We start from the raw sequence: 21182 nt of genomic DNA on the forward strand, positions 1-21182 counted from the left end.
CCCGCCTCGGGGCGCCTGTTGTCCTATTTCAGCAGGCGTGACATCCGGCGGTCCGCGAGCGGTTTGCCGCCCGTCTGGCAGGTCGGGCAGTACTGGAGCGAGGAGTCGCTGAAGGAGACCTCGCGGACGGTGTCGCCGCACACCGGGCAGGGCTCGCCGCTCCGGCCGTGCACCCTCAGGCCGCTCTTCTTCTCCGCCTTCAGGCGTCCGGCCGCGAGGCCCCGGGAGCGCTCGACCGCCTCGGTGAGCGTTGTGCGCAGTGCCTCGTACAGCCGCCTGTTCTCCTCGCGCGTGAGCGAGGCGGCGAGCTTGAACGGGGACATCCGCGCTGCATGCAGGATCTCGTCGCTGTAGGCGTTCCCCACCCCCGCGATCAGGCTCTGGTCGCGCAGCGCGCCCTTGAGCTGGCGCCGCTCCCCCGCCAGCAGACCGGTGAGCCGCGCCTCGTCGAAGTCGGCGGCTGGGGGTCCCCCCCCCAGGCCCTTGAGGCACTGGGGGAGGGTCCGGGCCGAGGCGGGCAACGCCGGGCACCTCCTGCGGATCGTGTACGACATACACCGCGAGCCGCTTCTGGGTGCCGCCGGCCTCGGTGAGGTCGAAGCCCTCACCCGTCTCCAGGGCGACACGCAGCGCGAGCGGGCCCTTTCCGGGCTTGGGCGGGCCGTCCGGAAGGCGGTCGCGCCAGTGCAGCCAGCCGGCACGGGCCAGGTGGGTAACGAAGTGCGGGCCGCCGTCCGCGACCAGGTCGAGGAACTTGCCGTACCGGTGCACGGCGGTGACCTCGCGGCCCTCGAAGGCGGTGACGGGTGGGTCGTACGTCTTCAGGACACTGATCGCGACGGGCAGCACCCGGACCACCTCGTGGCCCACGAGCCGCTCGGCCAGGAAGTCCCTGAGCGCTTCGACCTCGGGAAGTTCCGGCATACGTCCAGGGTGCCACCGCCCTCGCCGGTGGTCAGCTTCTGGACGGCATCACGAACTCGCACCACACGACCTTGCCGCCGCCCCGCGCCTCCACGCCCCACTCGTCGGTGAGGAGGTCGACCAGGAGCAGACCGCGCCCGGAGACACCCGACTCCCCGGCCTCCCGGCGGCGCGGAAGGGCGCTGGAGGCGTCCTCGACCTCGACGCGCAGCCGGCGTTCGGCGCCGCTCAGCACGCGCAGTGTGACGACCGCCGCGCCCTCGGTGTGCATCAGGGCGTTGGTGATCAGTTCGTCGGCCACCAGTTCGACCTCGTCGGCGCGCTCGCGGGCGCCCCAGGCCCGGACCGCAGCGCCGATCATGTGCCGTGCCTCGCTCAGCGCGTCGGGGTCGGCCGGCGCGACGTGCTGCTGGAGCCGCCCGCCCGACTGTACGGCGGCCACGCCCCGCCGGCGCAGGAGCAGCAGGGCCACATCGTCGTCCCCGCCCCGTTCGTCGGCCACCTCGATCAGGCGGTCGGCCAGTTCCCAGGCGCTCTCCGGACCGGCGGCGATGAGCGCCCGGAGGGTCCGCATCCCGTCGTCGAGGTCGGCCCCGGGCTCCTCGATGAGCCCGTCGGTGCACAGCACCAGGGTTTCGCCGGGGTCCAGTTCGAGGGTGCCCACCGGGTAGGCGAGGCGCCCGAACTCGGCGGACAGGCCGAGCGGCAGCCCGCCGTCGACCGGGACCCGGCGGCAGGTCCCGTCGGCGCGCCGCACCAGTGGGTCGAGATGGCCGGCCCGGACCGCCTGGACCACTCCGGTGGACAGGTCGGCCTCCGCGTACAGACAGGTCGCGAAGCGGTCGGTGTCGAGTTCGTGCAGGAAGACGGAGGCGCGGGCCATCACGGTGGCCGGCGGGTGGCCCTCGGCCGCATACGCCTTCAGGACGATCCGCAGCTGGCCCATGACGGCCGCGGCGTGCGTGTCGTGCCCCTGTACGTCTCCGATGACCGCGCCGACCCGGCCGCCCGGAAGTGGGATCACGTCGTACCAGTCGCCGCCGATGTCGCGGCCGAGCTGGCCGCCGGAGGAGGCCGCGCGGTAGCGGACGGCGATGTCGGCGCCCGGCACGTCGGGGATGCTGCGCGGCAGCATGGCCTGCTGGAGGCCCTGGGCCAGATCCTTCTCCTGCTCGTAGAGCATGGCGCGCTGGAGGCTCTGCGCGATGCTGGTGCCGAGCGCGACGAGTACGGCCCGGTCCTCGGCCGAGAAGCCGTGCCGGTCGTTGTACAGCAGGCCCATCGCGCCGATCGGCCGGGCCTGCGCGATGAGCGGCAGATAGGCGGCCGAGGTGATCTTCAGGTCGGTGAGGTGCGGCCACAGGATCGGGTATCCGGCCGCGAACTCCTCCGGCGACTCGATGAAACGCGGGCTGAGGGTCCGTACGACGTCGCCCATCGGGTAGGGCTCGTCGATGCGGGTGATGCGGGTTCCGGGCACGGAGGCGCCCGCCGGACCCTCGGCGACCAGTCGGATGCGGCCGGCCTCCACCAGGCCCATGACGAGGCTGGCCGCCCCGAGGTGGGGGACGCCGTGGGAGTCGGTGAGGACGTCGATGACGTCCTCCACGGTGCGGGCGTGCGCGAGGGCCGCTGTGATGACCTGGACGACGTTGGTCTGGCGGCGCCGGACCTCGTCCTGGGCGGCCTGCTGGGTGCGGGCCTGGCTGTCCCGCAGCTCCTGTGCGGCGTCGCGGACGATGCCGATGACCCGGCGCGGGCGGCCCGTCTCGTCTCGGCGGATGTAGCCCTGGGTGTGGGTCCACTGGAGGGAGCCGTCGCGCCGCCGGACGCGGAAGTAGACGCCGTAGTTCTCGCTGCCGTCCTTCATGGCCTCGGCGACGACGGAGTCGATCCGGAGTCCCTCCATCCGGGGTACCCGGACGGCCAAACTCTCGGGGTGGCCGTCGTATTCGTCGGGGCGCAGATCGAAGATCTCGTACGCCAGTGCGTCCATGTGGAACAGGCCCGCGTCCAGGTCCCAGTCGAACGTTCCCATGCGGTTGAGCGCCAGAATCGGATCCGGGTGGGCGGGCCAGTCGTCCGGGAGTGACAGGGCGCTCGCTCCCCGATCAGCCATGGGGCCACCTTGCCAGTGTTTGGCTGATTCTTCGACTTGTCCGACGCCTTTCCCCGGGCATCGTTCACTCGCCGAAACCCTCGCAGGGGTCGTACGGGGCATAGGAACCGTATGGGGTGGTTCTCTCGTCGGGAATCAGGCCGCCGCCGTCAAGGAGGTCGGGGATCTCCGGGACGGTGTCGGGGCCGATCTCGGCGCAGGCGTCCTGGGCCGTACCGAGGCCGAGGTCGTCCGGGGACACGGCCTCCTCACCGGGCGGGTCGCCGTCCCAGCCGCCGACGAGAAGGGCCGCCGAGAGTGCGCAGGCAGTGACAAGGGTTCGGTGCATTCCCCATTGTCTGCGTCACCCACTCGGCGCACGCAAGCCGAGAACGGTCACCCAACGTCACAATGGGGGGAGAGAGGAGCGAGCGACGTGGAGTGGTTCACCGCACCCGACTACTGGCTGAGCCGTCTGCTCTTCCAGCGTGGCCTGGCCTGCGTCTACCTCGTCGCGTTCCTGGGCGCGGCCCTTCAGTTCCGGGCGCTCATCGGCGAGCGGGGCATGCTTCCGGTGCCCCGTCTGGTCGCCCGGGTCGGCTTCCGGCAGGCACCGAGCGTGTTCCAACTCCACTACTCCGACCGCTTCTTCGCCGTCTGGTCCTGGGCGGGCTGCGCGGTGTCGGTGGCTCTGCTCGCCGGGCTCGACTCTCAACTCCCGCTCTGGGCGGGCATGTTGTTGTGGCTGCTGCCGTGGGCGATGTATCTGTCGATCGTCAACGTCGGTCAGACCTGGTACGGCTTCGGCTGGGAGTCGCTGCTCCTGGAGGTCGGCTTCCTCGCCGTGTTCCTGGGGAACGACGAGGTCGCGCCGCCGGTCGTGGTGCTGTTCCTGCTGCGCTGGATCCTGTTCCGCGTGGAGTTCGGCGCCGGTCTGATCAAGCTGCGTGGTGACGCGTGCTGGCGAAAACTGACCTGCCTCGACTTCCACCACGAGACACAGCCGATGCCGGGCCCGCTGAGCTGGTTCTTCCACCATCTGCCGAGGCCGGTGCACCGGATGGAGACGGCCGCCAACCACTTCACGCAACTCGCCGTCCCTGTCCTGCTGTTCACCCCGCAGCCGGTGGCGACGGCCGCCGCGTGCCTGATGATCGTCACCCAGTTGTGGCTGGTTCTGTCGGGCAACTTCTCCTGGCTGAACTGGATCACGATCGTGCTGGCCCTGTCGGCGGTGCGTCTCCCGGACACGGCACCTTCGGCCCTCCCGGACATCCCGCTCTGGTACGAGATCGTGGTCCTGGCCGTCGCCACGGGACTGGTGGTCCTCAGTTACCGCCCGGTCCGCAACATGCTCTCGCGCCGCCAGGTCATGAACCGCTCCTTCGATCCGCTGCACCTGGTCAACAGCTACGGCGCGTTCGGCAGCGTCAGCCGCATCCGGTACGAGGTGATCATCGAGGGCACGGCGGACGACGTTCCGCGTGAGGGGTCGGACTGGCGGGAGTACGAGTTCAAGGGCAAGCCGGGTGAACCAGGGCGCTGGCCACGCCAGTTCGCGCCCTACCATCTGCGGCTCGACTGGATGATGTGGTTCGCCGCGCTGTCGCCCGCGTACGCCGGCTCGTGGTTCGGCGCGATGATCGAACGACTCCTGGAGAACGACCGGGACACGCTCCGGCTGCTGCGCCGTTCCCCGTTCCCGCCGGACGCGCCCCCGCGCCATGTCCGCGCCCGCCTCTTCCGCTACCGCTACACGACCTGGCGGGAGCTGCGGGCGACGGGCGCTTGCTGGGAGCGGGTGTACGTAAGGGAGTTCATGCCGCCGACGCGACTGGCCGCCGGGCCGGCTCAGAGGCCGTAGCCGCGGGTCGCGGTGCCAGTGAAGACCTCCTCGCGTTCGCCCGCGCCGAGGGAGACGGTCAACTCCTCGGCCAGGGACATCACTTGGCCGTACGACGCGGCGAGCGTGCACACCGGCCGGCCCGAGCCGAACATCAGCCGGCCAGGGCCGAAGGCGTCCAGGACCGTCCGCGTACGGACGCACGTCGTCGGTCGTCCAGGAGGCGTGGTCCGCCTCGGTGACCAGGCCGGAGAGCTTGCCCACCGCGTTGGGCAGGGTGGCCGGGGAGTGGAGGCCCGACGCCCAGGGTTCCCTCGCACCGAGAACGATCGGTGGCTTGCCCAGGTGGTCCAGGACGAAGGTGGGTTGCGGCAGTGACCGGGCGGCCCCGACACAGGCGGGCAACTGGTGCGGAAGGACGACCAGGTCGTACACCAGGGCGCTGCCACGACTGCGGTCAGGCCACGGCGTGCGTCCGGGCGCAGCAGCCACTCCGGAGAAGGGTTACGGATGTGCCCAGGAGCCGACGTCTTGGATACGTACCCATCTGGAAGCTCCCGTTCATCGGAGGTGTGACGATCGAGCGCGCCCCAGGGACTGTCAATGCGCCCCCAGAGAAGTTCGGCCAGTGATCGGCTGATCAGCGACTCTGCGACGGGAGCCGGATGCCCTGGTGCACGAAAAGTCCAGGAGCTCCGGGTCGAATGTCCAGGCTCGACGACACTCGACGGCCCTTGTACTCACGAGTAGCCTCGTCGCCGCACGCGTAGCACCATGTGTCGCATCCACCCCGAGGAGCCTCCGTGACCAGCTGGGCCGGCCGTACCGCCACCGAGATCGCCGCCGCCGTACGCGAGAAGCGCGTCACGCCCCGCGAAGTCGTGGCCGAGCATCTCGCGCGCGTCGAACTGCTGGACGCCCGCGTCGGAGCGTTCCGCCGACTGCGGTCCCAGGAGGCGCTGGCCGAGGCGGACGAGGTGGCCGGGCGCGCCGATCTGGCCGACCTCCCGCTCGCGGGCGTACCCGTGGCGGTCAAGGACAACCTGGGTGTGCGCGGCGAGCCGACCCGGCACGGTTCCACCGCGACGCCCGACACCCCCGCCGGCCACGACCATGTCACCGTGGCCCGGCTCCGGGCTGCGGGCGCGGTTGTCGTCGGGCTCACCAATGTGCCCGAGCTGTGCATCTGGGGCACCACGGAGGGCCCTCTCGGCACGGCCCGCAACCCATGGGACACCACCCGCACGGCGGGCGGTTCCTCGGGCGGGAGCGCGGCAGCCGTCGGTGCCGGAATGGTGCCGATCGCGCTGGGCAACGACGGCATGGGCTCGCTGCGCATCCCCGCCGCCAACTGCGGGGTCGTCACCATCAAGCCGGGCTTCGGGGTCGTCCCGGCGGGCATCGGCAACGGCGACTGGTTCGGCATGTCGGAGAACGGTCCACTGGCCACGACGGTCGAGGACGCCCGCCTGGTGCTGTCGGTCCTCGCGGACTCCGAGTTCGTACGGTCGACCGCCCGCGCCGGTCGCAGGATCGCCCTCTCCGTCCGCAGCCCCATCACCGGCGTCACCATCAGCAAGCCGTACACGTCCGCCGCCCGCGAGGCCGCCGCACTGCTGGACGGCGCCGGTCACGAGGTGCGGCCCGCCGACCCGCCGTACCCGCTGTCGATCGGCGTGACCTCGTTCACGCACTGGACGGCGGGCACGGCACGCGACACGGAGGACTTCGACCGGAGCGGACTGACCCGGCGCACCCGGGTCCACGCGGCCGTCGGGCGCCGGTTCGTCGGATACGTCGAACGGGGGCAGCACAAGGAACAGCTGCGCCGGCGCCTTGAGCCGTTCTTCGCCGAGCACGACGTGCTGCTCACCCCGGCACTCGCCCGCCGCTCCCCCACCGCCGCGGCCTGGCACGAGCGGGGCTGGCTGCGCAACGTCCTCGCCAACACCAACTACTCGCCGATGACACCCCCGTGGAACCTGACGGGCTGGCCGGCGATGGCGGTGCCGTTCGGCACGTTGCCCTCGGGCGCGCCCTGCGCCGTACAGCTGGTGGGGCTGCCGGGGTCGGAGGCCGTACTCCTCGACGTGGCACAGCAGTTGGAGGAGCTGCACCCCTGGCAACGGACGGCTCCGCTCGCCTAGAAAGGCCGGTCCTGGTGCCGGTCAGCCGCCGAGGGCCCTGTACATGATGTGCAGGCCCACCCGGCCGTGCCGGGGATGCTCGTAGGCGGCCGGCACCGTGCCGAGGACGGTGAAGCCGAGCGAGGTCCACAGCTTGACCGCCGGGTTGGTCTCGACGACGGCGTTGAAGACCATGCCCCGGTAGCCGTGCGCCTCGGCATCGCGCAGGACGTGTTCGGCGAGGGCGCGGCCGATGCCACGGCCGCCGCAGTCGGGGTCGACCATGAAACCGGCGTTGGCGACACGAGCGGCGGGGCCGGCGTAGTTGGGGGTGAGGAAGGCGGAGCCGACGACGGCGCCGGCGCTGTCCTCGGCGACGTACACGCGCTTGGCCGGGCTCATCCACAGGGCGCGGGCCGCTTCCTCGGAGGTGTCCGGGTCCCAGGTGTAGGTCTCGGCGGCGGCGACGATGCGGTGCCAGAACGGCCAGATCCGCAGCCAGTCACCGGCTGCGGCTTCTCGGATCAGCATGGGCGTGAGTCTGGCACGCCCATGCCGACGGTGATCTCTACGGGTCCAGCCGGGGCGTCAGTCGACGCTGGGCAGGATGTGCGGCTCGGCGAGGTCGTCCTCGTAGCCCGCCAGGCGGATCGGGGCGGACCTGGCCCACACGTCGAGGCTGCCGAGGCGGTCGCTCCGGTCGCATGGGCCGGTCGTGCGTTCCTCAGGGTCCTGCTCGAGGTTCGTCTTCTCCGGTGTCACCGCGCACTCCTTATGTGTCGGGTCACCCTCAGGACAATCGGGACCAGTCTGATGCCGGTCGCCTTGCGTCCACTCGGGTCTGGGTCAAGAGCAGTCAGGACGCGGTGGCGCCGGTAACGGACCGTGGGTGTGGGTGGAACCCAGTCGTGCTGCCCGTCCGCCCCAGTATTAACCAAATGAGCGGACGCCCGCTCGATGGGGTGAAAACAAGCGGTAAAGATCTCACGTCGCTCAGTGTTCATTCAGCCATAATCTGGGGTTGTTTGTTACCTCGGGCCTGGTTTGAGCGTCACCCGTACGGCTCAGTCGGCGCACCCACGTACGCCATTTCCGGAACACGTCCGTCAGTTCAGCTCCCGTTGGCCCGCGCGCAAGTCGGCCATGATCTGCTGGCCGACGGCAACGGCTGGTCCCGCGGTAGGACTCGGGAGGACTGACGCATGGAGCTGCGCGGCGTCGAGGAGCTGATGGATCTGCTGCACGCCTGCCGGGGCACCCCCGAGCACGGCGGCGGCCCGGCCGGTCCCGTGGACCTGCACCACCACGCGCTCCAGACGGCGGCCCTGCTGCGCCGAAGCCGCCCCGCCGACAAGGAACTCCAGGTCGCGGGCCTGGTGCATGTCATCGGCCGGCTCCTCGTACCCGGCGATCCCACCCGCCACGCCCGGATCGCGGCGGACGCCGTACGGCACCTGCTCGGCGAACGGGTCGCCCGCCTCGTACACGACAGCCCGCACACCACGGACCTGGATCCGCACGTGGACGCCGACGCGCTGACCCTGCGCCAGGCGGACGAGGCCGGCCTGGTGCCGGGGTTCGACGCGGGCGTCCTGGAGGACTGGCGCACGCTGTTGGGGCTGGTCGCGAAGCAGCACTCCCGGCTGAGCGCCGTCGACTGAACTCCCTCAGGTCCAGGGCTGTTGACTGACGGTCCGTCATGAGACGGTACGCGGATGACGTCGCCGTACGGACTCGACGGGCGGGTGGCCCTGGTCACCGGGGGCACTCGTGGGATCGGGCTGGCCGTCGCCGGGGCACTGGTGCGGGCGGGCGCTCGGGTGTGTGTGACGGCCCGTGATCCGGACGGGGTGCGGCGGGCCGCCGAAGGGCTCGGCGGGGTCGGGCTGGCAGGCAGCGTCGCCGATCCGGCACACCTGCTGGCGTTGACCGAGTTCACACTCGACGCCTTTGGCCGGGTCGACATCGTTGTGAACAACGCGGCCACGAACCTCCCCTACGGCCCGCTCATGAACGCCGACCCGGACGTCTGGCGTGAGACGTTCACCGTGAACGTCGAGGCGCCGCTGCGGCTGGCGCAGTGCGTGTGGCGGGCGTGGATGCGCGACCACGGCGGCTCCGTGGTCAACATCTGCACGGAGGGCGCCACGCATGTCGGCCCCAACATCGGCGCATACGGCACCAGCAAGGCGGCCCTGCTGCACCTCACGCGGCAACTCGCAGGCGAGCTGGCGCCGCAGGTGCGCGTCAACTCGGTCTCGCCCGGCCTCGTACGCACGGAGATGGCCCGCTTCGTGTGGGAGCACGACGAGGACGCCGTAGCCGCCGGGCTCCCCCTCGGCCGGATCGGCGAACCCGAGGACGTCGCCCGCGCGGTGGTGTGGCTGGCGTCGGACGCGGCGGAGTGGATCACCGGAGCGGACCTGGTGGTGGACGGAGGGACACGGGTACGTCCCGCGCGTGCGGCAACGGCCTACACGGTGCATGAACACCTACGGCGACACGAACCGACCTGAACCGACCTGGCGGCGCGGGGCCGTGTCGATATGCGGCTCCACCGCGTGGGCACGACCAGCCCCCAACGGCCGGCAGGCGCACCTGCGCCACCCGCCTACCACTTGCCGGGCGCGTAGTCCTTCATGAAGACCCCGTACAGGTCGTCCCCCGCCTCGCCACGCACGATCGGGTCGTAGACCCGTGCCGCGCCGTCCACAAGGTCGAGAGGCGCATGGAACCCCTCGTCGGCCAGCCTCAGCTTGTCGTAGTGCGGCCGTTCGTCCGTGATCCAACCCGTGTCGACCGACGTCATCAGAATACCGTCGCTCTGGAACATCTCCTGCGCACTGGTCCGCGTCACCATGTTCATCGCGGCCTTCGCGGCGTTCGTGTTCGGGTGGCCCGCCCCCTTGTAGCCGCGGCCGAACACGCCCTCCATCGCCGACACGTTGACGACGTACGCGCGCTTGCTCGCCGCGTCGCGCGCGGCCCCGGCCATCGCCGGCCGCAGCTTGCTGATCAGGATGAACGGCGCCGTGTAGTTGCACAGCTGGGTTTCGAGAAGCTCCACCGGGGAGATCTGCTCGATGGTCTGCACCCAGGTGTTGGTGTCGACGACGTCGGGGACCAGGCCGCCCGCGTCGATGGCGGTGCCGTCGAGGTGCCGGGCGACGCTGGCGTTGCCCGCGACCAGGGCGAGGTCGGCGACCTGCTGGGCGTCGAGGCCGCTGATACCGACGGGCAGCGCGGTCAGTCCGTCGACCGCGCCGGAGTTGAAGGCGCCGAGGACGTGGTGGGCGGGCAGTTCACCGGCCGGCAGCGGTGCGCTCTCGGCCTCGACCAGAGCGGCGTACGCGGAGGGCAGCCGGCGTACCGTCTGGGTCGCGTTGTTGATCAGGATGTCGAGCGGGCCCTGCTCGGCGATCCGGTCGGCCAGGGCCACGACCTGCGCCGGGTCGCGCAGGTCGGTGCCGACGACCGCCAGCCGGTGGATCCAGTCCGCGGAGTCGTCCATGGCCTTGAAGCGGCGGATGGCGTCCTTGGGGAAGCGCGTGGTGATCGTGGTGTGCGCGCCGTCGCGCAGCAGCCGCAGCGCGATGTACATGCCGATCTTGGCCCGGCCGCCGGTGAGCAGCGCGCGCTTGCCGGTGAGGTCGGTGCGGGCGTCGCGGCGGGAGCGGTTCAGGGCGGCGCAGTCCTGACAGAGCTGGTGGTAGAAGTAGTCGACCTCGACGTACCTGGTCTTGCAGGTGTAGCAGGAGCGCGGGCGCTGGAGTATCCCCGCGATCTGCCCCTCCTCGGTCACCGACGACGGCAGGATGCCCTCGGTCTCGTCGTCGATGCGCTGGGCGGAGCCGGTCGCGGTGGACTCGGTGACCGCCTTGTCGTGGGCGGTCTTGGAGGCCCTGCGCTCCTGCCGGCGGCGCTGCTTGACCGTGCGGTAGACGCCGGCGGTGGCGCGGCGCACGGCGATGGCGTCGGGGTGGTCGACGTCCAGCTTGTCGAGTTCTTCGAGCACGCTGAGGCAGACGGCCATGCGCTCGGGGTCGATGCCGGGACCATGGGAGACGTCGTCCACGTCGTCCAGACCGTCCACGGCCGTCGGGCCGTCCTCTGTCACCGTCATCGCGCTGCCGTTCCCTGGGTCGCATTCGCGGCGCTCAGACCGCGCCCGCTCTCGAACAGGCGATTTTACGGAAGCCCGGTCCAAGTCACCAAACCCGCGACGATCATGACGCAGGTCACAGGGTGCAGGCGGCGACCAGAGTCTCCACCTCCGCGGACAGTGCGGCGGCGAACCGGTCGAGGTCCGGGACGGCTTCCGCGTCCGCGACGAGCCCGAAGTGGACCTGCCCCCGGTAGGTCGAGATGGCGACCGCCAGCGACTGGCCCTGGGCGAGCGGGGCGAAGGGGTAGACCTCGGTGAGCGGGTTGCCACCGAGCCTGAGGCCGAGGCTGGGCAGCGGCACGCTGGTGACGAGGATGTCGAACCAGAGCCGGGCGGCCTGCTTGACCAGCGGTCCGCCGAGCCGGTGCCCGAGCGGCGGCACATGGTCGGCCAGCAGGGCGACCGCTCCGGCGCCCCGCCCGGGCCCGGCGTCCTTGTTGCGGTCCATGGCCCTGCGTACGGAGGCGAGGCGCCGGAGCGGGTCCGGGTCGTCGACGGGCAGCCGCATCAAGTACCCGGAGAGCCGGTTGCCCTGGGGATGCGCGGTGCGCGGACGCCGTTTGGAGACGGGGATGAGTGCGCGCGGGGCGATCCCCTCGCTCCCGTCGCCGCGCTCGTCGAGCCAGCGGCGCAGGGCTCCCGCGACGACGGCGATGAGTACGTCGTTGACGGTGCCGCCGGCGGTTTTGCGCACGATGTGGACGTCGTCGAGGTCGAGGACGACTCCTGCGGTGCGGCGGGTGCCGGTCGGCTCGGCGACGAGCGCGGCCGAGGAGCGGGTGTTCAGGCTGTCCAGGCCGGAGCGGGCGACGGAAACGCCGATGTCCAGGGCGCGGCCCACGTCGGAGAGCGCGCCGCGCACCAGCCCGGGGAGCCTGCGCACATCGGGGAAGAGGCCCGCGGCCGGCTGTTCGGGGCGTGGGCGCGGTTGGGGCAGGTCGAGGGGGTCCATGACGCCGGCGGCGAGGGTCAGTGCGCGCAGGCCGTCGGCCAGGGCATGGTGGAACTTGAAGAGCACGGCGAAGGAGGACCCGTCCTCCCCGGGCAGTACGTGTGCCTCCCAGGGCGGCCGGCCGCGCTCCAGTGAGCGTTCCATGAGCCGTCCGGCCTCGGCGTGGAAGTCGGGGGTCGGGGTGTGCAGCCGGACGTGGTCGAGCGGGTCGAAGTCCGGGGCGGTTTCCCGGGTGGCGCCCCCGAAGGCCAGCGGGAGCAGGGGCTGCCAGACGTCCCGGATGCGCATGCGCAGGCCGGGTACGGCGGCGGCGCGGGCGGCGAGCAGATCGGCCGCGTGGGCTCCCGCGGTGGGCGAGTGGGCGGTGAAGACTCCGAGGGCGCCCAGGTGCATGGGGTGCAGGTCGGAGTCGATGTGCCAGAACGCCAGGTCGAGGGGGGCGAGCAGGTCCGAGGTCTCAGAGGTCAAGGGATCGCTCTCGCGTCGACGACGGGTGAGTCAGCAGTCAATCGCCTACGGGCGATTACGGTCAAGTACGATCAAGCTACGCTCAGTTAACAACGGATTAAGTCCCGCCGCCTCGAGAGCGGCGGGACTCGGGTGACTCAGGGGGTTGCGCCAGGGCCCATGGGCGCCTGTTTCAGAGCGGGCGGCGCCGCATCCGCGCCCGTCCCCCACCCGGACGGCTCCGGGCCGATCGTGAACGTGAGCGAGCGCGCGGCCCGCAGCATCCCGCTCGTCACATACGTACGGGTGTACGACGACCCGTCGACGGCCACCGACTGGACGTACCGTCGGCTGTCCGACGTACCCGGTGCCGTCACCGTGAGGGCGCCGAGCGGGTAGTAGCGGGGGTCGAGGGCGAGGTCGACCCGGTCGAAGACGGGGGTGGACAGGCCCCAGGTGTCGTAGCCGGGCTGCACCGGGTAGATCCCGATCGCGGACAGGACGTGCCATGCGGACATGGTGCCCATGTCGTCGTTGCCGGTCATCCCGGTCGGGCCGTCCGTGTAGAGGGTCAGCGCGGCGTGCACGACCTCGGTCGTCTTCCAGGGCTGTCCGGTGGAGAGGTAGGTGTAGGGGGCGGTGAGGTCGACCTCGTTCTGCGGGTTGTACTTGTCCGCGTTGTAGTAGGCGTACGGGCCGTTCACCCACACCTCGCGGGCCGTCCCGGCCGGGTCCGCCTTCATCCGGTCGTACGCGAAGAAGGCGTCGAGCCGCTCGTTGGCCGCCTGTCTGCCGCCGAGCAGGTCCACCAGGCCCGGCAGGTCCTGCGGGACCAGCCACTGATACTGCCAGGCCGTGCCCTCGTGGAACCCCTCGCCCCTGGCCGGATCGGGGTCGCCCGTGAAGGCTCCCGAGCCGTCCCGGGGCCGGAAGAAACCGGTCGAGGGATCGAAGACGTCGCGGTAGCTCTGCGACCGGTCCGCGTACCTGTCGGCGTCGGCCTCGTGCCCCAGCTCGCGGGCCATCTGCGCCAGCATCGCGTCGGACAGGGCGTACTCAAGGGTGACGGACGCACCCCAGTGGTAGTCCGAGTCGCCGGGCTTGGTGCGCGGGCGGCCCTTCAGATGGGGCGCGAAGCCGTTCTCGGCGTACTCCCGGTTCGCCTCGCGCCCCAGCATGGGCACGTCGGCGGGCGGCACGCCGTCGGCGTTCTTCTTCAGGGCGCGGTAGGCCCGCTCCTCGTGGCCGTGCAGCAGCCCCTGCTGGTAGGCGTGGGTGAGGAACGGGGTGACCGGGTCGCCGGTCATGATGTTCGTCTCGACCGTGCCATAGCCCCACTTGGGCAGCCAGCCGCCCTCCTCGTCGATCTTCAGCACCGAGAGCGCCATGTCACGGGCCTCGCGGGGCGCGAGCAGCGAGAGGAGCTGTGCCTGTGTGCGGTAGGTGTCCCACAGGGACCAGTTCTGGTAGTACGTGAAGTCCCGCGCACGGTGGATCTTCAGGTCCCAGCCGGTGTAGCGGCCGTCGGCGTCGCTGCCGATGCTGGGGGCGAGGAAGCTGCGGTACAGGGACGAGTAGAAGGTCCGGCGGAGCGTGTCCGACCCGCCGGTCACGCCCACGTCGTCGAGACGCGCCTCCCAGGCGTCCCGGGCCGCCTCCCGCACCTCGTCGAACGTACGTCCGCCCTCGGCGCGCAGGTTGCCGGCCGCGCCGTCCGCGTCGACGTACGACAGGGCGGTGGTCGCCTCGACGGTGCGGTCGCCGTTCGTCGTGTCGAAGCGCACGTAGGCGCCGTCGCTCCCGCTCCGGGAGCCGCCGGTGACCGTGGCGCCGTCCCAGGTGCCGTACGCGGTGAACGGCTGGTCGAAGCGGGTGACCGTGTGGACGGTGTACGGCTTCGTGCCCCGGCAGAAACCGGAGCCGGTGATCGTCGTGCGCACGGTCCGGTCGTCGAGGATCTCGACCCGGTTCGCCACCTTCGTGTGCAGCGACTGGCCCGCGTTGAGCAGCACGTTGGCCTTGCCCGTCGCCGGGAAGGTGTAGCGCTGGACGCCGGTGCGGGCGGTCGCCGTCAGCTCGGCGTCGATGCCCGTCCTCAGGCCCACCTTGTAGTACCCGGGGTTCGCGCTCTCGCTGTCGTGACCGAACTCGGCGGCGTAGGACGCGTAGTCGGTGCTCGTGATGTCGCCGGTCGTGGGCAGCACCGGCAGGTCGCCGCCGATCCGGCAGCCGACGCCGGAGAGGTGGACGAGGGAGAAGCCCCGGATGCGGGTCTGGGAGTAGCGGTAGCCGGTCTTGTGCCCGGTGTCGGGCGAGAGCTGCACCATGCCGAAGGGCACGGCCGCACCGGGGAAGGTGTTGCCCTCGTTCTCCGTGCCGATGAACGGGTTGACGAGGTCGGTGAGCCGCTCGTCCCGGGCATGGGCGGCGGGGGCGGCGAGCGCGCCCGCGAGCAGGGCGGCGGCCGTCACCGCCCCCGCGGTGCGCAGCGTCCATCTCACAGGGAAGACCTCCGTGGGCTCGGGCCGGATGGCGGGGCGGCGCGGGCTGGAGGTCCGGGGGTTGCCTCCCGGGAAAACGCAGTACCCGCGTCCGTGTCCCGGATCCGTTCCTCGCCGGGCGTCCCGATCCGCGCCGCGCCCTGCACGGTCACCTCGCGGCCGTACGGCAACAGCCCGTTCGGCTCACTCGCCGGGCCCCGGACACGCCGGCGGCCCCGGTGGGCACGGGCTCACCGGAGCCGTCGGCACGTGCGGACCCGCCTACGACACGTGCTGGCCCTTCCCGAGGCCGATCACGCCCCCCTTGGAAACGGTGTACAGGTCGGCGTCCCGCTCCGGGTTGACGCCGATCGTCGCGCCCGGCGGTACCTCGACGTTCTTGTCCAGGACGGCCCCGCGCACGATCGCGCCCCGCCCGACGCGCACGTTGTCGTGCAGGATCGACCCCTGCACCACGGCACCCGGATCGACCCGGACCCCTGGCGAGAGCACCGAACGCGTGACCTGGCCCCGGATCAGGCACCCCGCGCTGATGATCGACTCGCTGGCGATGCCTCCGGCGTTGAAGCGGGCGGGCGACAGCTGGCCGGAGTGCGTGTAGACGGGCCAGCTGCGGTTGTACAGGTTGAAGGCGGGGCGCTCGGCGATCAGGTCCATGTGGGCGTCGTAGTACGCGTCGAGCGTGCCGACGTCCCGCCAGTAGCCCTGGTCGCGGGTGGTCTCGCCGGGCACGTGGTTCTCGCTGAAGTCGTACAGCTGGGCCTCGCCCCGGTCGGTGAGCGCGGGGAGTATCGAACCGCCCATGTCGTGCACGGAGTCGCCGTCCTCGGCGTCCCGCTGGAGTGCCTCGACGAGGGCCTTGGTGGTGAAGATGTAGTTGCCCATCGAGGCGAACACACACCCGGGGTCGTCGGGCAGGCCGGGCGGGTCGGAGGGCTTCTCCAGGAAGCCCTCCACGGTCTGGCCGTCCGAGCCGGGACTGATCACGCCGAAGGACGACGACTCGGCGCGCGGCACCCGTATGCCCGCGACCGTGACCCCTGCGCCGCTCTCGATGTGCTGGTTGAGCATCTGGCGGGGGTCCATGCGGTAGACGTGGTCGGCGCCGAACACCGCGACGTAGTCGGGCTGTTCGTCGTGCACGAGGTTGAGGGACTGGAGGATGGCGTCGGCGCTGCCCAGGTACCAGCGCGGGCCGAGGCGCTGCTGGGCGGGCACCGGGGTGACGTAGTTGCCGAGCAGGCTGGACATCCGCCAGGTGGTGGTGATGTGCCGGTCCAGCGAGTGCGACTTGTACTGCGTGAGCACGCAGATGCGCATGATGTCAGCGTTGACGAGGTTGGACAGGACGAAGTCGACCAGGCGATACGTTCCGCCAAAGGTCACCGCCGGTTTCGCGCGGTCCGCGGTCAGGGGCATCAGGCGTTTGCCCTCTCCGCCCGCCAGCACGATCCCGAGCACAGACGGCCCACCACGACGCATCGCCGCTCCCCTCACCGTGGTTGTGCACGATGCCTTCCCGTACGCCGGTCGGGCTAAGCCTGTTGACCTTGTTTGAGGATCTCTTCGTAGAGCCGTACCGTCCGCCGGGCGACCGCGTCCCAGCCGAACTCCCCCACCGCGCGCTCCCGTCCGGCCACCCCCATGCGCCGCGCGGCTCCCGGATCACCGAGCACGGAGTCCAGGGCCCGAGCGAGGTCGGCCTCGAAGACCCCCGTGTCGTCGTCCAGGGACACCAGTACCCCGGTCTTCCCGTCCTCCACCACCTCGGGAATGCCCCCGACCCGGGAGGCCACGACGGGAGTTCCGCAGGCCATCGCCTCCAGATTGACGATGCCCAGGGGCTCGTACACCGAGGGGCAGACGAACACGGCGGCGTGTGTGAGGAGTTGGATGACGTCCGGGCGCGGCAGCATCTGCGGGATCCAGAAGACGCCCTCGCGTACGGCGCTCAGTTCCTGGAAGAGTTCGCGGAACTCCCGGTCGATCTCCGGGGTGTCGGGGGCGCCCGCGCACAGCACGACCTGCGCCGCCGGGTCGATGTCCCGTACGGCGCGCAGCAGATGGGGCACGCCCTTCTGCCGGGTGATGCGGCCGACGAACAGGACGTAGGGGCGGACCGGGTCGACGCCGATCCGCGTGAGGGCGTCCGTGCCCTGGTCGGGGCGGTAGAGGCTGGTGTCGATGCCGTTGTGCACGACGTGGACGGTGGCCGGGTCGAGGGCCGGATAGCAGGCGAGGATGTCCTCGCGCATGGCCCCGGACACGGCGATCACCGCGTCGGCGGCCTCGACCGCGGTGCGCTCGGCCCAGCTCGACAGGGCGTATCCGCCGCCGAGTTGCTCGGCCTTCCAGGGGCGCAGGGGCTCCAGGGAGTGAGCGGTCATCACGTGCGGGATGCCGTACAGCAGCTTGGCGAAGTGGCCGGCGAGATTGGCGTACCAGGTGTGGGAGTGGACGAGTTCGCGGCCTTCGAGGGCGGCCGCGATGGAGAGGTCCGTGGAGAAGGTGCGCAGGGCGTCGTTGCTGCCGTCGAGCGCCGGCCAGGACCGGTGGCGGACGACGCCGACTCCGCGGCCCTCGCCCCAGCAGTGCACCTCCAGGTCGGTGAGGGCGCCCAGCTCCCGGGCGAGGAACTCCACATGGACGCCCGCGCCGCCGTACACGTCCGGCGGGTACTCCCGGGTCAACAGGCCCACTCGCACCCAAAACCCCCTTCTCAGCGGCTCGTTCCCACATGGTCACCCAGATGCGGCGCCCGGGGAAGACCACGGGGCCCTCGTGAAGCAGCAGTCGCCGCAGACCCCGCCGCCGGGCACCCGGTAGTAGAGGCAGCAGCTGCGCCGCCGGAAGGCGCTGCCGGTGAGGGTGCCCGTCGCGGCGAGACGGGGGTGGGTGAACAGTTCGGCGGCGAGGGCCTGGGCGCGCGCACCGGCGTCCGTGCCCGCCCCGCGGGCCCAGCGCTCGAGCTCACGGGCCGCGCCGGCCAGCGCTGAGCCCGCGTTGCCCCACAGCAGGCCCTCGGCAACGCCGTACCGGGCGTGCAGGACGGCCGTGAAGTGCTCCAGATGCCCTCGTACGACGAGATCCGCGACCGACTCCGCGTCCGCCGGCCGGGGGCGGACCTCCGCCAGCCACAGGTCGTCGGGGGCGCTCACGGCGGCGTCCCAGTGGAGCAGGCGGGGATCGAGGTCGGGGACGCTGCCGTACAGAACGGCGCAGCCGAGCGCGATGGACCACAGCCGGGCCGCGAACGCCTGTTGGGCGACCGAAGCGGAAACCCGCAGTTCAGAGGCGTGGATACGGTCCGCGACCGCATGGACACGAAAAGTTATGGAATCCGCGTAAACCTCCTCGCCGTGATGTGCGTACGCCTGTGCCAGTGCTGGCGGTCGTACGGCGGGCGCTCCGGCCGTACGTAGTACGAAGAAGCCGCCGAGTGCTCGGAGCGCCGCGAGATCGGGGTCGAGGTCCACGAAAGGCAGTAGTACCAGGGCGGACAGGGTTGTGCGCAGTGGCTGTACTCCCGCGCCACCCACCCTGGGGAGGACGTGGAGCCCGGCGTACTCCATCGGCAGTAGGACTCAATGAGTGCTCTGGTACGACGACGTGGCGCGCGTGAAGGGGGATCGTAGTCACCATGGAAGCCGATTGTTCGCCGCGCCGGGTCCCGGGCCCCCGCCGCACGCAGAGGAGTTGCTCATGAGCGCCCTCGCGTTGTCCATTCTGCTGTCGCTCGTCTCCGCTGTCGCCTACGCGGGCGGAGCCATCGTGCAGGAACGTGTCGCGGATTCCGAACACGGCCAGTCCTACGCGCCGATGCGCAGGCCGGCCTGGTGGGCCGCCGTGGCACTGATCGGTGCCGGCGGTCTGCTGCACGTGGTGGCGCTGGCGTACGGGCCGCTCAGCGTCGTCCAGCCCATGGGCGCCCTGACCATCGTGTTCGCGCTGCCGATGGCGGCCCTGTTCGTGCGCCGCAGGGCCGGGGCGGCCGCCTGGCGTGGCGCCATCATGGCGACGCTCGGACTCGCGGGTCTGCTGTCCCTGGTCGGCACGGCCGACGCGCAGTCCCTGGGCACCGCCCAGCGGGTGCTGCTGGCCGTGGTCACCGGCTGCGCGGTGGTGACGCTGATGGTGGCGGGCCGCGCGGCGCACCGGCACCCGGCGGTGCGCAGCACGCTGCTCGCGATCGCGTCCGGTATCGCCTTCGGTATGTCGTCGGTGTTCACCAAGGTGGTCGCCGTGGACTGGACCGGCAGTATCACGACCGCGGATCTTCCCGCGCTGGCCCTGATCGCCGTGCTCGGTGTCTCCGGTCTGCTGCTCTCCCAGGCGGCCTACCGGGGCGGCGGACTCGCGGCGCCGCTCGCGACGCTGACGGTCGTGAACCCAGTGGTGGCGGCGGCGGTCGGCATCACGATGTTCGGCGAAACCTTCCGCTACGGCACCACGGGCACCATCCTCGCGCTGAGCTGCGGTGTGGTCGCGGCGGGCGGCCTGATCCTGCTCACCACCGAGCGGCTGCAGCACGGCACGCACACCGAGGTGTCGCCGTCCGCCTTTCCTTCCCCTGCTGCCCCTGCTTCGGCACCCTCGGTACCGCAGGCGGCCGGGTCCGGGCACGGGGAAACGGCAGCGGTGAGCGAGGAGTTCCCCGGACCGGTCCCGGCCGAGGCGCTGCCGGCCGGTCTCCCGGTCCTCATGGGACTCCCCCCGCAGTCCGTTTCCGCCGCCCACGAGGACAACCTGCCGGCCGCCAGGGCAGCGGCACCGGCACTTCCGCGGAACACGGCCGACGAGGAGCCCGTTCCCTACGGAGCCTTCTACGGCATCCCCTGGGTGCCGATCCCGACGCTCGTCCTCGACCACCGCCGTACGCGGGTCAGATCCTGACGCCTCCGGCCCGTAGATAGGCCACCGGGTCGATGTCGCTGCCGAAACCAGGCCCCGTCCGCACCTCGAAGTGCAGATGCGGGCCGGTGCTGTTGCCCGTGGAGCCTGAGCGCCCGATGCGCTGCCCGACCGACACCGACTGCCCGGCCCGCACGGAGATCGCCGACAGATGCGCGTACTGCGAGTAGCGCCCGTCGGCGTGCCGGATCACCACCTGATACCCGAACGACCCGCCCCAGCCGGCGTCGACGACCTCGCCCACCCCGATCGCCTTGACGGAGGTGCCGGTGGGCACCGGGAAGTCGACGCCCGTGTGGTAGCCCTTCGACCAGGAGGAGCCCGCCTTGTGGTAGGGCGTGCCGGTCCCCGCGCTCACGGGTGAGGTGAGCGTGCTGGTGGTCGTCGCGCGGGGCGCCTGGGTCGCCACGGCCTTCTCGACAGGGCGCGAAGGGGCCTTCTCCGTCCTGGACTTGCGCGCGGGCTCGGTGGTGGCGGGTGCGGCCTTCGTACGGAGGTTCAGCCGCTGGCCGGGGACGATCAGGTCGGGATCGGTGCCGATGGTCGTGCGGTTGGCGGCGTACAGACGCTGCCAGCCGCCCCGCACGTCGCGGTCGTCGGCGATGCCGGAGAGGGTGTCGCCCTGCACGACGGTGTACATCTCGGCTGTGCCCGCCCGGGACTGGGGCGTGGTCTGCGGCTTCACGTCACGGACGGTCCGCTGGGACTTCCGTTCGGAGGCGCCCGAGGGGTTGATGTCGGGGGTGTCGCCACCGCGGGTGAGACCGGCGCGGACCGAGCAGGTGGGCCAGGCACCGGGGCCCTGTCCCTTGAGCACCTTCTCCGCCACGGCTATCTGCTGGTCCTTGGTGGCCAGATCCGCGCGCCCCGCGTAGACCGTGCCGCCGAACGCCTCCCAGGTCGACTGGCTGAACTGGAGCCCGCCGTAGTACCCGTTGCCGGTGTTGATGTTCCAGTCGTTCGTGGACTCGCAGGCGGCCACCTTGTCCCAGGTCGCCACGTCCGCCGCGTCGGCCGCTCCGGCACCGACGAACGGGAGCGCGATCCCCGCGCTGCCCGCGGTGACGGTGAGAGAGGCCCGGTTGATCCGGTTCGGCTGGTACCGGCGGTGCTTGCCGCGTACGGCCATGGAAGAGCCCCCTCACCTATGCCAGGAGCCGCAAAAGTAAGCGCTGCGAACAGGCCATGACAAGACGGAAAATCAGCCTCCGTGCG

16 protein-coding genes and 2 pseudogenes are annotated in these 21182 nt (G+C 71.3%); 5 read left to right on the forward strand and 13 right to left on the reverse strand.

Annotated features, from left to right (window positions below):
- Positions 1-23: 23 nt before the first annotated feature.
- The 3 genes and pseudogenes from RB628_RS13715 to RB628_RS13725 form a co-directional block, all read right to left on the reverse strand.
- Positions 24-924 (reverse strand): annotated as a pseudogene (locus tag RB628_RS13715) (Fpg/Nei family DNA glycosylase).
- A 31-nt stretch (positions 925-955) separates the two neighbouring features.
- Complete coding sequence (locus tag RB628_RS13720; protein ID WP_318320667.1) at positions 956-3043, reverse strand: SpoIIE family protein phosphatase; 2088 nt, start codon at positions 3041-3043, stop codon at positions 956-958.
- Positions 3044-3107: 64 nt separating this feature from the next.
- Positions 3108-3371 (reverse strand): hypothetical protein, encoded by a 264-nt coding sequence (locus RB628_RS13725; RefSeq protein ID WP_318320668.1) that lies wholly within the window; start codon positions 3369-3371, stop codon positions 3108-3110.
- Between the two features lie 87 nt (positions 3372-3458).
- Between RB628_RS13725 and RB628_RS13730 the strand changes: the two genes are divergently transcribed.
- On the forward strand, positions 3459-4886 hold the full coding sequence (locus RB628_RS13730; protein ID WP_318320669.1) for a lipase maturation factor family protein: 1428 nt from the start codon (positions 3459-3461) through the stop codon (positions 4884-4886).
- Here the strand turns inward: RB628_RS13730 and RB628_RS13735 are convergent.
- Positions 4874-5425: pseudogene (locus tag RB628_RS13735) on the reverse strand (amidohydrolase family protein); the annotation flags it as partial. The gene RB628_RS13730 and the pseudogene RB628_RS13735 overlap by 13 nt on opposite strands.
- Positions 5426-5668: 243 nt before the next feature.
- Between RB628_RS13735 and RB628_RS13740 the strand changes: the two are divergent.
- Positions 5669-7012: an amidase gene (locus RB628_RS13740; protein ID WP_318320670.1), complete on the forward strand. Its 1344-nt coding sequence runs from the start codon at positions 5669-5671 to the stop codon at positions 7010-7012.
- 21 nt (positions 7013-7033) lie between these two features.
- On the opposite strand, the gene RB628_RS13745 is transcribed toward RB628_RS13740, so the two are convergent.
- Both RB628_RS13745 and RB628_RS13750 read right to left on the reverse strand, forming a co-directional pair.
- Positions 7034-7522: an N-acetyltransferase gene (locus tag RB628_RS13745; RefSeq protein WP_318320671.1), complete on the reverse strand. Its 489-nt coding sequence runs from the start codon at positions 7520-7522 to the stop codon at positions 7034-7036.
- 57 nt (positions 7523-7579) lie between these two features.
- The gene (locus RB628_RS13750; RefSeq protein WP_318320672.1) at positions 7580-7753 is read right to left on the reverse strand and encodes a hypothetical protein; all 174 of its coding nucleotides are present in this window, start codon (positions 7751-7753) and stop codon (positions 7580-7582) included.
- 440 nt (positions 7754-8193) lie between these two features.
- On the opposite strand from RB628_RS13750, the gene RB628_RS13755 reads away from it, so the two are divergent.
- On the forward strand, positions 8194-8652 hold the full coding sequence (locus tag RB628_RS13755; protein WP_318320673.1) for a hypothetical protein: 459 nt from the start codon (positions 8194-8196) through the stop codon (positions 8650-8652).
- A gap of 54 nt (positions 8653-8706) precedes the next feature.
- The gene (locus RB628_RS13760; protein ID WP_318320674.1) at positions 8707-9507 is read left to right on the forward strand and encodes an SDR family oxidoreductase; all 801 of its coding nucleotides are present in this window, start codon (positions 8707-8709) and stop codon (positions 9505-9507) included.
- A 95-nt stretch (positions 9508-9602) separates the two neighbouring features.
- Here the strand turns inward: RB628_RS13760 and RB628_RS13765 are convergent, their stop codons facing one another.
- From RB628_RS13765 to RB628_RS13790, 6 genes are all read right to left on the reverse strand, one after another.
- The gene (locus RB628_RS13765; RefSeq protein ID WP_318320675.1) at positions 9603-11114 is read right to left on the reverse strand and encodes an SDR family NAD(P)-dependent oxidoreductase; all 1512 of its coding nucleotides are present in this window, start codon (positions 11112-11114) and stop codon (positions 9603-9605) included.
- Positions 11115-11229: 115 nt separating this feature from the next.
- Positions 11230-12576 (reverse strand): wax ester/triacylglycerol synthase family O-acyltransferase, encoded by a 1347-nt coding sequence (locus RB628_RS13770; RefSeq protein WP_318320676.1) that lies wholly within the window; start codon positions 12574-12576, stop codon positions 11230-11232.
- Positions 12577-12713: 137 nt separating this feature from the next.
- A complete protein-coding gene (locus RB628_RS13775) occupies positions 12714-15056 on the reverse strand; it encodes a GH92 family glycosyl hydrolase (protein WP_318320677.1) in 2343 nt (780 codons plus the stop codon).
- 261 nt (positions 15057-15317) lie between these two features.
- Positions 15318-16538, reverse strand: a complete 1221-nt coding sequence (gene glgC / locus RB628_RS13780; RefSeq protein ID WP_318320678.1) for a glucose-1-phosphate adenylyltransferase — start codon at positions 16536-16538, stop codon at positions 15318-15320.
- 53 nt (positions 16539-16591) lie between these two features.
- Positions 16592-17761 carry a glycogen synthase gene (gene glgA, locus RB628_RS13785; RefSeq protein WP_318320679.1) on the reverse strand — a complete coding sequence of 390 codons (1170 nt, stop codon included), beginning with the start codon at positions 17759-17761 and terminating at the stop codon, positions 16592-16594.
- Between the two features lie 36 nt (positions 17762-17797).
- Positions 17798-18532: a ferric iron reductase gene (locus RB628_RS13790; protein ID WP_318320707.1), complete on the reverse strand. Its 735-nt coding sequence runs from the start codon at positions 18530-18532 to the stop codon at positions 17798-17800.
- A gap of 226 nt (positions 18533-18758) precedes the next feature.
- Here RB628_RS13790 and RB628_RS13795 point away from each other — a divergent pair, with 226 nt between their 5' ends.
- Complete coding sequence (locus RB628_RS13795; protein WP_318320680.1) at positions 18759-19949, forward strand: DMT family transporter; 1191 nt, start codon at positions 18759-18761, stop codon at positions 19947-19949.
- Here RB628_RS13795 and RB628_RS13800 read toward each other — a convergent pair.
- Positions 19939-21096, reverse strand: coding sequence for a transglycosylase family protein (locus RB628_RS13800; protein ID WP_318320681.1), 1158 nt, complete (start codon positions 21094-21096; stop codon positions 19939-19941). The two genes, RB628_RS13795 and RB628_RS13800, sit on opposite strands and share 11 nt — an antisense overlap.
- Positions 21097-21182 lie beyond the last annotated feature (86 nt).

It is taken from the genome of Streptomyces sp. ADMS (assembly GCF_033441795.1).
GTDB lineage: Bacteria > Actinomycetota > Actinomycetes > Streptomycetales > Streptomycetaceae > Streptomyces.

Excerpts from the sequence above, each read along its gene's own strand:
- RB628_RS13720 (WP_318320667.1), bottom strand. The coding sequence starts at position 3,043 with ATGGCTGATCGGGGAGCGAGCGCCCTGTCACTCCCGGACGACTGGCCC.
- RB628_RS13725 (WP_318320668.1), bottom strand. The coding sequence starts at position 3,371 with ATGCACCGAACCCTTGTCACTGCCTGCGCACTCTCGGCGGCCCTTCTC.
- RB628_RS13745 (WP_318320671.1), bottom strand. The coding sequence starts at position 7,522 with ATGCTGATCCGAGAAGCCGCAGCCGGTGACTGGCTGCGGATCTGGCCG.
- RB628_RS13755 (WP_318320673.1), top strand. The coding sequence starts at position 8,194 with ATGGAGCTGCGCGGCGTCGAGGAGCTGATGGATCTGCTGCACGCCTGC.
- RB628_RS13760 (WP_318320674.1), top strand. The coding sequence starts at position 8,707 with ATGACGTCGCCGTACGGACTCGACGGGCGGGTGGCCCTGGTCACCGGG.
- RB628_RS13765 (WP_318320675.1), bottom strand. The coding sequence starts at position 11,114 with ATGACGGTGACAGAGGACGGCCCGACGGCCGTGGACGGTCTGGACGAC.
- glgC (WP_318320678.1), bottom strand. The coding sequence starts at position 16,538 with ATGCGTCGTGGTGGGCCGTCTGTGCTCGGGATCGTGCTGGCGGGCGGA.
- RB628_RS13795 (WP_318320680.1), top strand. The coding sequence starts at position 18,759 with ATGAGCGCCCTCGCGTTGTCCATTCTGCTGTCGCTCGTCTCCGCTGTC.
- RB628_RS13800 (WP_318320681.1), bottom strand. The coding sequence starts at position 21,096 with ATGGCCGTACGCGGCAAGCACCGCCGGTACCAGCCGAACCGGATCAAC.